Here is a 14,891-nt window from a genome sequence, read left to right as displayed (position 1 = left end):
TCGCCAAAATCCTTCTTTCTATGATAACCTTTAGAAAATATTCATATTCCATTGTTCACCATCACAACAAAAAAGCCCCGGAATATGATCCGAGGCTAGTCTAAATGACTTACTTCTCAAACTTTAGAACTAAACTTTAGCACGCCAGCGCTCCTCGATTTTCATCCCTTTCCACACCGCAATGGAGACGATCCACGCAATGACGAACAGGGCGACGAGGATGAAGCCCAAGGTGCCGAAATCAATATCCTGCAGCCAAGTCCAGAAGGAGCCTTCCATGCCGAACTCTTCCGAGAGCACCTGTCCCAACTCAATGACACCAATAATTAAAGCGGCAATGACGGCCAAAGCGGTTACAGTCAAATTGTAATAAAGCTTGCGCACGGGCGTGTGGAAAGCCCATTTGTAGGCCTTAGTCATGAACATCCCGTCGGCTGTATCAAATAAACTCATGCCTGCTGCAAATAACAGCGGGAGTGAAATGACGCCGATGAACGGAATGGCGTCTTTGGCCGCATGGGCGGAAATGGCTAGTAGCGCAATTTCACTAGCCGTATCGAAACCCAGACCAAAGAGAAAGCCTAGTGGATATACATGCCAACTTTTGCTGATGAAGGAGAACAACGGTTTGATCATGCGGGCGATAAAGCCGCGGGATTCCAACAGCTCTTCAAACTCATTGTCATCCTGCTTGCCGCCGCGAAATTTGACGAATAGCTTATATAAGCTTATTAGAATAATCAAATTAATGACACCAATGATAACTAGAAAAAGCCCGGATACCGAAGCGCCGATAACGCCTCCGAAACGCTGCATCCAAGGAAGCTCACGCTCCGCCCATGTCACCGAAAAAGCGGTCACAATCGACATGAGGAAGACGACCGAAGAATGACCTAGCGAGAAATAAAAACCGACGCCTAACGGGTTGCGTTTCTGTTGAACGAGCTTACGCACGGTATTGTCAATGGCCGCGATATGATCGACGTCAAAGGCATGCCGCATGCCCAGCGTATAGGCAAGCAGTCCGATCCCCCAAAAAGCAGGAGACGTTTTGGCCACCGAATAAAGTCCAATAAGGCCTAATATATGGAGAAGCAAGATAAAGCCTATGTATCCGCCCCAGCTTTTCCGCTGCTCCAGCAATGATTTCCACATGTGGTATACACACAACCTTTCCATTCGTGCCACGATTTATTTACAATGTAGCACACGTGTGCGTGACTTGAGAAGCATTTTGCCTAATTTATTGTGAAGATCTCTAACATTTATTTGTTATAATAGTATCCGTTCCAAATAATGAGCTATGTAAGGAGTGGAAATGAACTGATGTCTCTTCGTCTTTTTAAACTTTTCACCATTTTCGTACCTGTGGTCATCATCGGCGGCTTTGAATATATACGCCATGAATTCCTGTTAAATTACTTAACGATGGAAGCCGGCAACTTCTCCATTACCGTGATTACGCTGCTGCTCTCATACCTCTTCGCTTCGTGGATGTTTCAAAGCATTGAACGCAGCAATGAGCAGCTTACCATGGGCGAAGCCCGCAGAGCCGTCTACGAAGAGCGGGAACGCCTCGCCAGAGAGCTGCATGACGACTTGGCTCAGACGCTTTTTTTCCTCAACGTCAAATTAAAGCAAGGTGATTTGGAGGAAGCCAAAGCCGCCGTATCGGAAATCGACAACTCGCTCCGGCAGGCGATTTTTAATCTTCGCACGCCACCTGAAGAAGGGACTGGCCTTGAGCAGCGTATCCATAAATTTCTGCACGACTGGCGGATGGTGACAGGCATTGAGCTGCAGGAGAAGCTGGAGATTGATGAAAACAGCTTCACTCCCACAGAGGAGGTACAGCTTTTCGGCATCATCCAGGAGGCCTTTACGAACATTCGCAAGCACTCCATGGCAATGGAAGCGACAATCTTGCTGGAAGCTCAGCCAGATGCCTGGAAGCTGCAGATTACGGATAATGGCCGTGGACTTCAACATGCTGAAGCAGCAGGCAAAAAGTATGGCATTGAGCTGATGCAGAAACGAGCGTCTGAGCTAGGCGCCACCTTCGAATTTAAGGCAAGAGACACAACCGGAACCGAACTCACTGTGCAAGCTGCAGATAGGAGGAACTGATTTTGACATCCACACAACCCTACCGTGTACTTATTGTAGATGATCATCCCTTGGCGCGAAAAGCGATCCGCAGCATGCTGGAGCCAGTGGCCGACTTTGAAATTGTGGGGGAAGCCAGCAGCGGTGAAGCTGCGATTGTGCTGTGTGGTGAAGTCGCGCCCGATGTGGTCTTGATGGATATTCACATGTCTCCTATGGATGGACTTGAAGCTACACGGCGCATCAAACAAGCCTATGGGACGATCCGAATCGTCATGCTGACGGTTTCCGACGATGTGGCCGATCTCTTCACGGCCCTGCAGTTCGGAGCTCAGGGCTATTTGCTCAAAAATATGGACCCTGATGAATGGCTTACCTATCTTCGTGCCCTGCTCGACGACAATTCCGATGCCGCCCGGGGGATGGCGGACAAGCTTTTCCAGCGGTTTCGGGCACCGGTTGGGAATTTGGTGGAAGGTCCAACACCGAGCATGCTAACGTCTCGGGAGCAGGAAATCACCGCCTATGTCGCCCAGGGAGACAACAATCGGCAGATTGCTGAGAAATTGCTCATTTCGGAGCATACCGTCAAAAATCATATGAAAAATATATTGGTTAAGCTCGGGCTTGAGAACCGGGTTCAGCTAACCGGATTCGCCATTAAGCACGGCTTGACACGAAAAGGACAAAACTAGTCGAAAAAATAGCCCACTCGAGTCATACTCAGATGCTTACCAAACAGGTAACATGGACAATATGAGAAGAGTTGATTCGAAAGGGGAAAATGTTCCATGTTTAAAAAATTGATGTTAAACGCAAGTATCCTGCTGATCGGTTCCATGCTGCTAATCGCTGGCGTCGCCAGCGCTCACGTAACGGTGTATCCCAAAGAAGCTACACAAGGCAGCTACGAGATGTTTACGGTTCGTGTCCCATCCGAGAAAGATATTCCTACAGTAAAAGTGGAAGTGAAGTTCCCGATGGACTCTGTTGCCGTTTCCCGTTTTGAGCCAAAAGCCGGCTGGACATACGAAGTCGCCAAAGATTCCGCTGGTAAAATTACCGGCGTTACCTGGAAAGCAAGCGGAGACGGACTCGCGAGCACGGAGTTCGGTGATTTCAATATGCAGGGTAAAGTAGCGGACGCTGCTACCCAAATCGTTTGGAAAGCTTACCAAACCTACAAAGACGGCAGCGTCGTGGAATGGGTCGGCGCAGACGGCTCAGACAAGCCTGCTTCCGTTACGACGGTGAAAGCCAAAGCCGGCGCTATCACAGACAGCCACGGAAACGTCGTTGCTGGCCAAGCTGCTGCTGAAAGCGGCAGTTCCAGCTCCAAAACACCACTGTACCTTTCCATTGTAGCTGTTGTGCTTGGGGCATTATCCTTGATCGTTTCGTTCACAAGAAAACGCCGCTAATCCGGCTATAAAAAAAGGCCTTGAGTTCTCCGTCAGGATTGACGCTGAACTCAGGGCCTTTTTTATGCTCTTTGATAAATCCGGAAGTAATACTCGTACGGGTTTTTCTCGTTCCGTTCCCCTTGTTCGCTGGAGACCAAGGTCCAGTCGGACAAGTCCAGCTCCGACATGTACGTGTCCGCTTCAAACTCGTGCTCGATGAACGTTATGTACATCCGATCAACCTTCTCTGCGAATAGGCGAAATATTTCCGCGCCGCCAATGACAAAGAGTTCTTGGTCCTTGAACTCTTGAACAGCTTCATCGACGGAGTGAATGACCTCGCAGCCCTCCGCCCGAAACTCCGTATTCTGCGTAAGAATCACATTGCGTCTGCCTGGCAGCGGCCTTCCGATGGATTCGTACGTTTTGCGCCCCATTAGAATGGGGTGACCCATCGTCACAGCTTTAAAAAATTTCAGATCACCTGGCAAGTGCCAAGGCAATGTATTGTTCACACCAATGGCACGGTTGCGGTCCATGGCAAAAATAAATGAAATACTCATAGCCGGTGCAAAACTCCTTTCGTAACACGTCTATACCGCTACTGGCGCCTTGATCGTTGGATGCGGATTGTATCCGATCAACTCGATGTCGCTGACATCGAAATCGAACAGCGACGCCACATTTTGATTCAGCTTCAGCGTTGGCAATTCCTTCGGTTCACGGCTCAAAAGCGTATGAATCTGATCAATATGATTCGTGTAGATATGAGCATCGCCAATGGTATGGACGAACTCCCCTACGCCTAGTCCGCACTCCTGTGCGATTAGGTGCGTAAGCAGCGCGTAGCCTGCAATGTTAAAAGGAACGCCCAGGAACGTGTCGGCACTGCGCTGATATAACTGGCAGCTCAGCTTGCCGCCCGCCACATAGAACTGGAACATCGTGTGACACGGCGGCAGCGCCATGCTCGGCACATCCTCGGGATTCCATGCGGAGACGATGAGCCTGCGCGAATCCGGGTTCGTTTTGATCATATGGATGACCTCTTTGAGCTGATCAATCGTTCCGCCCTGCGTTGTCGTCCAATCTCTCCACTGCTTGCCGTACACATCTCCGAGCTCGCCGTATTGCTTCGCAAATGCCTCGTCATTCAGCACCTTTTCTACGAAACTCGCCATTTGCTCGTCATACTGAACCTTGAAAGCTTCATCCTGCTGAGAACGCAGCCCAAAATTCGTCATATCGGGTCCTGTATAATCTGCGCTTTCAATCCACTTTTTAAAAGCCCATTCATTCCAAATATGGTTGTTATGCTGCAGCAGATATCGAATATTCGTATCTCCTTTAATAAACCAGAGCATTTCACTGGCGATTAACCGAAAAGGCACTCTTTTCGTCGTCACAAGCGGGAATCCTTCCGAAAGGTCAAAACGCATCTGCCTCCCAAATACGGACAACGTTCCCGTCCCTGTTCGGTCTTCCTTTTTAGTCCCGTTTGCCAATATATCTTGTAGCAATTCCTGATAGGCTTTCAAAGCTAACGAACCTCCATCCCATAATAAAAGGCATATCCATCTATTTTACCATTCCTGTCCCCTCAGTGGTATCTGTAAGTGCGGACAATTTCTCCACGAAATCCCAATCTCTCAGAGATGCATTTTTGCGGCAGTTATGGTACTATTTGCTCCTAGAAGAGGTTCGCAAACTCCCTCTATAAAAAACTATGAAATGAGGATTCATCATGTCTGCAGGTAGAAGCAATGAAGATTTAAAAGAAATCACCCTACTCGGAAATCAAGGAACGAAGTATGTGTTCAACTATGATCCGACGGTGCTGGAAGCATTCGATAACAAACATCCGAACCGGGATTATTTCGTCAAATTTAATTTCCCTGAGTTCACGAGCCTGTGTCCCGTCACTGGACAGCCGGATTTCGCAACCCTCTACATCTCCTATATTCCGAATATCAAAATGGTAGAGAGCAAGTCCCTCAAGCTGTACCTGTTCAGCTTCCGCAACCACGGCGATTTCCACGAGGACTGCGTCAACATTATCATGGATGATTTGATCAAACTTATGGAGCCTCGATATATTGAGGTTTGGGGGAAATTCACTCCGCGCGGCGGCATTTCGATCGATCCGTATTGCAACTGGGGTCAGCCCGGCACGAAGTTTGAAGCGATGGCTGAGCACCGGTTAATGAACCACGATATGTATCCGGAAAAAATCGATAATCGTTAATTTTGCTGCAGGGGTAAGGTAATGGTTACTGTCGTTCCTACGCCTTCTTCACTCTCATAAACAATTTTGCCGTTCATCGTCTCGATGATTCGGATAGTAACAGCTGTCCCAAGTCCCGTCCCGACATCCTTCGTGGAATAAAACAGGTGGCCGATGCGGGACAGCTGATCTTTGCTCATTCCTCTGCCGTTATCGCAAATGCGGATCTGCACTTCACCTGCCATCCCCGTCAAACATACCTGTACTTCACCATTCGCCTGTGTAGCTTCAATCGCATTTTTAATGACATTCACCAGCGCTTGCTGCAATTGCCCTCTATCGGAATGAATATAGATGTGCTCATCGACATGACAAGTAAGCTCTACGCCATTTTTCATCGCCATCGGTGTTAGCAAGATCAGGATATTCGTTAGCACATCCGAAAAAGAAAAAGATTCCAACTTCGTTAGCTTAGGTTTGGAGAAATTTAAATAATCACTGATAATGGTCTCGGCCCGCTCCAGCTCCTCCATGGCAATGGTCAGGTACTGTTGATTTTTGCCTAGTTCGCTTGGGCGCATGAGCTGGAGAAACCCTTTTACAACCGTTAGTGGATTACGAACCTCATGAGCGATAGAAGCAGCAAGTTCACCTAAGGTTTTCATTTTTTCAGCTTTTTGGATTTCCGCTTTCATTTTCGCATGCTCTTCATTCAGTTCCAGCAGCATCGTGGAGAACCAAGTTCCCAAAATCGTGAGGATTCCGAACGCAGTGATGGCGGGAATCATTCGATAATCCAGGGGTTCGCCGGAAAACAATGAGTACGAAATTAATATCAGGAGCATGACAAACAGTGGTCCCAGGGCAACCACAATAGTGGCCTTAATCCGCGAGTTCCCCGTCAAAGCATTAACTTTGAACGAAGCAAGCAAGGGAATCATGAACGCAACCGTCATACTAATATATCCAAACAAAAGCGCATCGCCACCAAGGTAAGTACGCATCATAATGATCATCACATAGTTGATAAAGCCTGCTTTCCGTCCCATATACACAGTTGCTATGACCATAGGAACGTAGCGCAAATCCCAAAATAAGTTAAGATCTTCATAAGAAAAAAGCAGACAAAGCGAGGATGCCATTCCATACAACAGCCCCATCACAATGGGAGATTTGGCGTAACTCCAACGTTCGCCAAAAACGCTCTGCAATAAAACAGGAGCAAGGACAATCAGGATGTTCAGAAATAATTTCTCTAGTAACATAGCTCCTCCTACACCTACAGCCACTCAAATTCTTACCCCTTGTAATTTCTGCAAAAACCAGGATATTCCCTTTTTTAACCATTGGATTTTTCTGGATAACTGCCATAAAATAAAAAAACTATGACGGAAGCACTTCAGTCGAAGCCTTCCGTCATAGCTTATTTAACTTTGCGTTAATTTGTAAAAGTCAGTACTTGCAGTAAGCGAAGCAGCATGACAGCGCTTTGCGCCCGTGTAGCTTCCCTATCCGGGTCAAATGAAGATGAGCTTGTGCCTTCCATTAGCTTTAACTTTCCAAGGTGATCAATCGCCTCTTGCGACCATGGCTGAATTTGCTTTTGATCCTCATAGGAAGGTGCCTCCCCTTGAACTTTCTGCTCGTTGTACCCCGCTGCCAGTAAAGCACGATTCATCATAACTGCCATTTCCTGACGGGTAATCGTTTGTTCCGGACGGAAAGTTCCATCCTCGTAGCCAGTAATAATGGCAGCTTTCACGGCGGCGTTTACAGCATTGTTGTACCATTCTTTAGTGTTCATGTCTTTAAAAGGGGCGTCATCCCCCGATGACTTAATGCCCAGTGTCCGTACGATCATTGCTGCTAATTCTGCGCGGGTAACGGGTTGATCCGGACGGAACTCCTCTTTGGAAATGCCTTGGACGAGCCCTTTGTTGGCCATTTGTTCAATTTCGTTCTTCGCCCAGTGTGTGGCTGTATCCCCGAAGGAAACCTGATTTTCGATCAGCATAAACGTGCCGTTTGCACGACCGTAAATGGTAACTTCCCCTGCTTGAACGGTAAATGGAACCGGCTCATAGCTGACATTGCCATTAGCATCTCGTACAACCCTGACGGCAGCCAAGTTACGCTCAGCAAGCGTTCCATTCTCTACTTTCAGCGTATATGGCACATACTGATTGAAGTCATGGATGTCCACCGATTGACCATCGCTCGAAACTGCCTTCATGGCGAAATCCATCGAAGTCACAACTTGAAGTCCGGCAGCTTGGGCTTGGGCCGAAGCGGAATCGTTGGTGGTGATAGCAACCTCAAGCGTCGCGAATTGTTCTGAAAGCAGCTGCTTTACAGGGAGCTTGAGGCCTCCTATTGACGAATCAATCCTCACCGATGGCATGTCAAGCAGCTTATTGAGCGCGGAGCGCGTCAAGTTGACCTGTACCTGCTCCGTGCTACCCGGTGTCTCTACCGCAAGTGTGACTGGTCCGCTCCCTTGTGCTTTGGTGATCGCCTCAAGCGCCTGTGTATCTACTGAAGCTGTAACGATCGTTTTGCCGTTTACTTCCGACACTTTGGTGCCTAGCTTAGCGGAAGGTGTTGAAATCGGGCCTCCAGGAGCGGAGCTGTAAGGAGAGGCTCCTTTGTCTTCCCTGTCGTTTGCGTTTCGTGTTACTGTCAGCCGGTACGTTTTCGTTGCGTTGTTTTCTGCGGTAACTACAATCTCAATAACATTTGCACCTATGTTTAGTTGGATCGGTGTTGATGCTGTTCCACTGTCCACGGAGGTTCCGTTGACCGTTACTTTGGCATTGCTGTCATTCGCACTAGGCGTAAAAGTAATTTGACTTACATCGTAATAGACACTTAATGTGTATGCTGTTTGCGCTGCATCAAAGGCAGGACTTAATGTCCCAGCACTGGTTGTCAGGCTGCTCAACGTATTATCCGTAGAAGGCCAAACTTCAGTCGCCGTCACGCCGCTCGCTTTCAAATAATTAGTACCTGGATTATCTAAAATATTTTTGATAACAGAAATGTTCGTACCCTTCTGGAGCTGCATTCCATTCGTGTTTCCAGTGATGGTATTGCCTATGATTTGTACGTCTTGAGGGTCACCAGCGCCGACACCCCCGGCATTTTGATCCCCGTTGTCGTGTTCAAGCAAAATCCCCCAGTAACCGGAAGCCGTGTTGTTGCGAATGATGTTATTTTCGATGCGTGTTCCAGGCCCGTTTAAAATGTTGATCCCTACACCATTGTTGACAGTCGTTGTATTTTCAATGATGTTATGTTCAATCCGTGTATCCGGAGTGCCCATGGTGACGACAATTCCTTCACGCGCATTGCGGATCACATTGTCATGAATGTAGTTTTGAGGTCCTGTTTTACTATGATTACTTGGAGCCGTCCCGCCAGTATTTCCAAGCCCTACGCCGCCGCCTGTAAAAATATCCTCAACGGTATTGCCATAAACTTCGTTCAAATATTCCAACTCACCATGGAGATCAATCGCGTCCAGCTTTGTGTTCTTATAGTGATTGTTTCGCAGTACGTTATTGTGCGCTACGTTTTGAATGAGGGATCCATGACGTAGATACGGCCCTTCAAACGTGGAATCTTCCACTACGTTCCAATACGTATCGTTATCAAAACCGAGCCTATCGACCTTCGGCATCCCTTGAATGGACGTACCATATCCGGCACCGCCGCCGCCTAAGTCCGTTGCATTGCGGAAAGTCGCATGACGCACAACGACATCGTGACTGTTTTCAATGCGAATGGCCATACGCCGGAAACGCTCCACAGTGACATGATCAACGGTGACATTATAGGAGGGCTCCTCGCCATAATTGGCGATAGCAATCATGCTGTCAGGCCCTCCGGCAGCCGGATTATTGATCACATGATCCAATGAAAAGGCACGATTCCACGTGGAAGTAACAGTCAGATTTGAAATCAAGATATCATGTTGACTCGATGATTTCAGCACAGAACTATTTTTAACATCATCAATGCTTGATTTCAAAATCGTTTGCGACTCGCTTTCCCCCCGCAGGTTGACGCCTGACTTCAGTTTTAAATTGATAAATCCATCCGGGGAAGTGATGAAGTTATAAACGCCATTCGGAATGAACACCTCGTCGCCAGCTGTAGCAGCATCTATGGCATTTTGGATGGCAATGCGGTCATCTTGGGCATTATCCGCCGGATCTGCTCCATAATCAAGCACATTACGTGTAACGCCAGTTACCTGATGAGGCGAGTGCACAGCATGTTCAGACCCATCTGGATTCGTTAATCCCGGCTTTGTAAAAGGGACCGTCCCTGACGGCGCCGTTGGCGTAATATTGGGGACGATCGCTACCGGTGTATCACCTGAAGGGAACGGTGGATAGATCATAACTTCCGTTAAACTTGTGAACGTACTGCCATCGGAGTTCCCGTGTCCAATGATGCGAACGAAGCGAGCTTGTGTATCCGGGATATCAAAAGCTTGCATATCCACCGTATTCGGACGGCTGTTTCCGGTGAACACATTCGTCCAGGTTTGCGCATCGTTTGATGTTTGAATATCAATGAGCGTAGTCCGCAGATCGCCTTTATAAAAAGCAATGCCCACGTACCCAATGTTCTTCGGCTGCCCCAAATCAAACATCACATATTGCCCGTCACCTGAAGCTGACCAGCGGCTGAACAAGTTGTTATCGAGCGTGTTGCTCTCAACGTTTCCATCGCTGCTGCTCGCATTGACTTCTACGACTTGCAGAGGTGTAACTGGAGCGGACAATGTCGTTACGTTATAGGTAAGAGGTGTCAGCGAGTAATTGCCTACCGCATCTCCTGCATAAACGCTATATGTAACGCTTGTATTCGGGGTTAACCCTTGAACGGTGTATGTATTCCCTGTCACATTGCTTAGCAGCACATCATTCTGATAAAGCTTATAGTTCGATACCGCACTATCATCGATGGCTGCCGGCCAGGTTAATTGAACAAAATCCATGCCCAAATTAATTGATTTTAAGGCTGCGTTTTGACCCCATATTGGCGGGGTAGTGTCGCTTTGAACAACACGCCGTACTAGGAGTTGCGGCTCAGGGTTGGAGGCTGAAGTGTTCTCTTTCGAATATACGTTAACGGAGTTGGTTGAATTTGAAGCAATGATGAAAGAAACTTTCTGGTCGGAGAGATGCTGCCTTACATAATCCGTCACGTCTACGGTGTATAAAATCGGTTTAGCTGAATTAGCCTGATTCACAATAAATTGCCCTAATGGATTCATCGCAGACAAATCCGTCTGAGGAGCATTATTCCAGGTTATCGTTGATTCTTGCCATGAATTATTCAATAAACCATACACTTGAAGGGCGGTGTCGATGTCACTGCTGCCTTTTTTCGCAGACACTTGCAAATAATATTTGTATGTACTATCAGATACGGTAGACACATCAAACTTGAAGTAAACTTCTGTCTTTTTCGAGGAGCTGGTTGAAAGGCTGTATAATCCTAACGTCGAACTTCCCAAATTCGTTCTGTTGTCGTAGTTCGTATCTGCTACCTCAGGCTTAGTGCTGTCTATAACGATAGCAGCATCTGCACTGGTTGGGAGAGCAGCAACATCTACCTCAACATCCGCTGCTCTGCCTGCCACAGGAACGAGGAGTAATGAAAAGACCATGGAGAACAGTACCAACAAAGCTAGTCTTTTTTGTAAAAAACGTATTTTCATGTAGATATGCTCCTTATTCAGTTTAGTCTCGCATCAATGTAAGCGTATACAATTAGCCGCGATTCCATCATATTACCCCCTTTTTGACAACTTTTATTGTCATTTATTTAGGTGTAGGAGGGATATTATTGGAAAATATCAAGTAATGCCCATTGAGGGAACTCTGTTTCTCTATTTTGGTGAGAAACGTGAACAGTTCCCTCCCTTAGCTAAAGAGCATTTTTCGAGGAATAACGCGCCCAATCTGGCGATTTGCGGGCACAGGAGCGAAGTGGATGTGCGTGGCATTGGATGAAGTCCAATGACAGCCCCGATAATGGCCAAAGCCTTCTCTATATTGCACTTTGTGCAGCATAGAGGCCTCAGATCGGCCAATGCCTCCTTCTACGTTGTACAAAATACAACGTAAAAGGCAGAATTGAGCGGTTTTCACCCTATTTAGATTGAATTCATTGTACATTGTGCAATGAAGGTTCGGGTGATAGGGTTTAAAGCTGTTCTATGTTGTATAAAATGCAGCATAGACATGGGATTGATGTGCAATGGCGCAAAGTGGTGATGCAACGAGGATCGACTACTTGGTGTGAGGCGGTTATCCAGAGCGATATGGTCACTTGGTGCAAGGCGGGCATTCGACGTGGCTTGGTTACTTGATGTGAGGCGACCATACAGAGCGATATGGTTACTCAGTGCAAGGTGGGCATTCGACGTGGCTTGGTTACTTGATGTGAGGTGACCATACAGAGCGATATGGTTACTTGGTGCAAGGCGGGCATTCGACGTGGCATGATTACTTGATACGAGGCAGTCATACAGAGCGATATGGTCCCTTGGTGCAAGGCGGGCATTCGATGTGGCATGATTACTTGATGCGAGGCGGTCATACAGAGCGATATGGTCACTTGGTGCAAGGCTTAGCACGGTATGCTCATTCAGCACGTAACAATAAGCAAAGGACAAGCTCCGCTTACCCCTTACTCAAAACACAAATAAAATCTTGCGTGTCAAAAAAAACCGACCCTACAGGGTCGGCTTCTACATTTATTAATACATCGGCTTCGCTTGGTACAACAATTGCGGCTGCGGGCATTGCGGGAAAGGGTAAATATCCCGAATTTGGCTGAAGGCATAATGCTTCGTGGCAAATTGCGTATGGTATAAGTATTCGATCAAGTAAATCGATCCGCCTTGCACACTGCACAGAATTCCTGAAGTACCTGTACCGTCCATTAGGGATACACCTACTGGACTGCCTATCCAAGCATATGCTTTTTGCTGTAATGACATAGGCCATCACCTCCTGCATTACTTTATGCGGGAATGTGCCCATACGTTCAGCCAGTTCACTTACTGAGTTTTTCCACACGCACACGACCGGAGAAAAAGGTTGCCCCTCCGCCCATGTCCGCCACACGATCCGGCGTAAGCGCATTAACCAAGGCTTTGCTGCCATTCCCGGACGAATCCGCCCAGAGTCCTTGGCTTACGACGACACCAGGCAGCACATCCGAGCCAGCCGCTACGGTTAACTCACATTCGCCGCGAGCATTCCATACGCGAACCATTTCGCCACTCGCTACCCCCAAAGAGGCGGCATCCGCTTCATTCATGTGCAGCTTCGGCGTTTTTTCCATGCGGACATGCTTCTCATTATGAGCAAACGTCGAGTTCAGAAAGTTATGATTCGGCGCAGGGATAAACAGGAACGGCAAATCCCCTTCATCGGGAAGCGGAATGTACGTCGGCAAAGCCGGATAACCCTTCTCCGCCATCTCACGGGAGAAAAGTTCGATTTTACCGCTCGGCGTCCGTAACTGTCCTGGAAACAGCGGCTTCACTTCCGCTTTCATGAACGGGTTCTCCAGCAGGCTCTCATAGGTAATATTCGCTAAACCCGGATTTCCGGGGTGATCCAAAGCTTGGCGCACCAAATCCGCATCGCTATCCTGCAAAGCCTCATCCACATAGCCCATCTCCGCTGCAAGCAGACGAAACACGTCGACATTCGCTTTGCTCTCGCCATATGGCCGAGCGACAGGGAGTTGAAGATGCACGTAATGATGCCAATAGGAACGATAAAAGTCCGTATTCTCAAAAGATGAAGTTGCCGGTAGCACGATATCGGCGTATTTCGCCGTCTCGGTCAGAAACAGATCATGCACAACCGTAAACAAATCGTCTCGCTGAAGCCCCTCTCTCACTTTATTCGCATGGGGGGCAACTAACGCCGGGTTGGAATTGTACACATACAGCGAACGAATTGGCGGATCTAGCTCCAACAACGCGCTGCCAAGCAAATTCATATTAATTTGCCGCGCCTCTTTTACCCTCAGATCAGGCCGCTGTAGGGCGGGAATGTTGTGCTCCAAATAGGCGCCGTTTCCTTTTATAGCGCCGCCTCCACGCTGCAGCCACTGCCCCGTTAATGCCGGTAAGCAGGCAATGGTCCTCACACACATTCCGCCGTTATCGTGATGCTGAATCCCGTTGCCAATACGAATAAAAGAAGGCGAAGTTTGACCATATAGTCTAGCCAAGCGATAGAGGTCTTGGACAGAGACTCCTGTTATTGCAGATACCACAGAAGGTTCATACTGCCGAACATGCTCCCTCAGCTCCTCGTGGCCAACAGTATATTGCCGTAAAAAAGCTTCATCCACGCTATCTTCGGCGAACAATATATGCATAATTCCCAGTGCCAACGCGGCATCCGTTCCCGGCATAATCGGGATAAACCAATCGGCCCAACGGCCTGTTTGGTTCCGGTGAGCGTCGATGACGACGATTTGCGCACCGTTTTTGCGGGCTTTCTCAGCCAGCATCACCTGATGCATATTCGTGCTGACGGCATTGATTCCCCACATAATGATGAGTTTGGCGTGCACCGTATCCTCCGGGTCGGTTCCAAAGCTGCCGCCCATCGTATATTTATAGCCTTCAGTTCCTGCGGCTTCACAAATCGAGTACAGTAAACGGCTTGCACCCATCCGGTTAAAAAACCGGCGATCCATCCCCTCGGTCCCAATCCGCCCCATATTGCCGTAAAAGCTGTATGGCAGAATGGACTCGGCGCCTTCCTCTGCGATCAGCTTTTTCCAACGGGTCGTGATTGTTGCGATCGCTTCTTCCCAGGATATGCGTTCAAAGCGGCTCCCCTCTCCCTTCGGGCCGACACGCTTCATTGGGTACTGCAGCCTTTTATCATCATAAAGACGTGCCGTCATATTGCGAACTTTATTGCAAATTGCCCCTTGTGTCACCGGGTGGTTGGGGTCTCCTTCTATTTTAACGATCTTGCCAGCTTCCTTATGAAGCAGCAATCCGCATTGATCTGGACAATCCAGTGAGCATACGGCGGGAAAAATGCCATTCTCCTGCTCAATCATCGACGAGTGCATCTGCTATTAGCTCCTTTCCGTCACTT

Annotated in this window: 11 protein-coding genes and 1 riboswitch; of the genes, 4 read left to right on the top strand and 7 right to left on the bottom strand. The window is 48.1% G+C overall.

Annotation, left to right across the window (positions count from 1 at the left end):
• Positions 1 to 129 precede the first annotated feature (129 nt).
• Positions 130 to 1,155, bottom strand: a complete 1,026-nt coding sequence (locus ACKTT9_RS07155; protein ID WP_407871010.1) for a HoxN/HupN/NixA family nickel/cobalt transporter — start codon at positions 1,153 to 1,155, stop codon at positions 130 to 132.
• 171 nt (positions 1,156 to 1,326) lie between these two features.
• Here ACKTT9_RS07155 and ACKTT9_RS07150 point away from each other — a divergent pair, with 171 nt between their 5' ends.
• From ACKTT9_RS07150 to ACKTT9_RS07140, 3 genes are all read left to right on the top strand, one after another.
• A complete protein-coding gene (locus ACKTT9_RS07150; protein WP_407871009.1) occupies positions 1,327 to 2,127 on the top strand; it encodes a sensor histidine kinase in 801 nt (266 codons plus the stop codon).
• A 2-nt stretch (positions 2,128 to 2,129) separates the two neighbouring features.
• Entirely contained in the window at positions 2,130 to 2,801 is a 672-nt protein-coding gene (locus ACKTT9_RS07145; protein ID WP_407871008.1) for a response regulator, read from the top strand.
• Between the two features lie 96 nt (positions 2,802 to 2,897).
• Positions 2,898 to 3,527: a YcnI family protein gene (locus ACKTT9_RS07140; RefSeq protein ID WP_407871007.1), complete on the top strand. Its 630-nt coding sequence runs from the start codon at positions 2,898 to 2,900 to the stop codon at positions 3,525 to 3,527.
• A gap of 62 nt (positions 3,528 to 3,589) precedes the next feature.
• Here ACKTT9_RS07140 and ACKTT9_RS07135 read toward each other — a convergent pair whose 3' ends face one another.
• Both ACKTT9_RS07135 and ACKTT9_RS07130 read right to left on the bottom strand, forming a co-directional pair.
• Positions 3,590 to 4,072: a dihydrofolate reductase gene (locus ACKTT9_RS07135; protein WP_407871006.1), complete on the bottom strand. Its 483-nt coding sequence runs from the start codon at positions 4,070 to 4,072 to the stop codon at positions 3,590 to 3,592.
• Positions 4,073 to 4,102: 30 nt separating this feature from the next.
• Positions 4,103 to 5,047 carry a thymidylate synthase gene (locus ACKTT9_RS07130; protein WP_407871005.1) on the bottom strand — a complete coding sequence of 315 codons (945 nt, stop codon included), beginning with the start codon at positions 5,045 to 5,047 and terminating at the stop codon, positions 4,103 to 4,105.
• Between the two features lie 152 nt (positions 5,048 to 5,199).
• Positions 5,200 to 5,243, top strand: a riboswitch (PreQ1 riboswitch).
• 10 nt (positions 5,244 to 5,253) lie between these two features.
• On the opposite strand from ACKTT9_RS07130, the gene queF reads away from it, so the two are divergent.
• Positions 5,254 to 5,754, top strand: coding sequence for a preQ(1) synthase (gene queF, locus ACKTT9_RS07125; protein ID WP_157319586.1), 501 nt, complete (start codon positions 5,254 to 5,256; stop codon positions 5,752 to 5,754).
• On the opposite strand, the gene ACKTT9_RS07120 is transcribed toward queF, so the two are convergent.
• The 4 genes from ACKTT9_RS07120 to ACKTT9_RS07105 form a co-directional block, all read right to left on the bottom strand.
• Complete coding sequence (locus tag ACKTT9_RS07120) at positions 5,751 to 6,998, bottom strand: ATP-binding protein (RefSeq protein WP_407871004.1); 1,248 nt, start codon at positions 6,996 to 6,998, stop codon at positions 5,751 to 5,753. The genes queF and ACKTT9_RS07120 overlap by 4 nt on opposite strands.
• A gap of 173 nt (positions 6,999 to 7,171) precedes the next feature.
• Positions 7,172 to 11,467 (bottom strand): S-layer homology domain-containing protein, encoded by a 4,296-nt coding sequence (locus ACKTT9_RS07115; protein WP_407871003.1) that lies wholly within the window; start codon positions 11,465 to 11,467, stop codon positions 7,172 to 7,174.
• A gap of 1,044 nt (positions 11,468 to 12,511) precedes the next feature.
• Positions 12,512 to 12,754 (bottom strand): hypothetical protein, encoded by a 243-nt coding sequence (locus ACKTT9_RS07110; RefSeq protein ID WP_157319590.1) that lies wholly within the window; start codon positions 12,752 to 12,754, stop codon positions 12,512 to 12,514.
• Between the two features lie 56 nt (positions 12,755 to 12,810).
• Positions 12,811 to 14,865, bottom strand: coding sequence for a molybdopterin-dependent oxidoreductase (locus ACKTT9_RS07105; protein ID WP_407871002.1), 2,055 nt, complete (start codon positions 14,863 to 14,865; stop codon positions 12,811 to 12,813).
• Between the last annotated feature and the right edge of the window lie 26 nt (positions 14,866 to 14,891).

The organism is Paenibacillus sp. P36 (assembly GCF_045866505.1).
Lineage (GTDB): Bacteria > Bacillota > Bacilli > Paenibacillales > NBRC-103111 > Paenibacillus_E > Paenibacillus_E chondroitinus.
The sequence above is the reverse complement of the archived record's forward strand: the minus strand, read 5'-3'. Positions and strand labels throughout refer to the sequence as shown.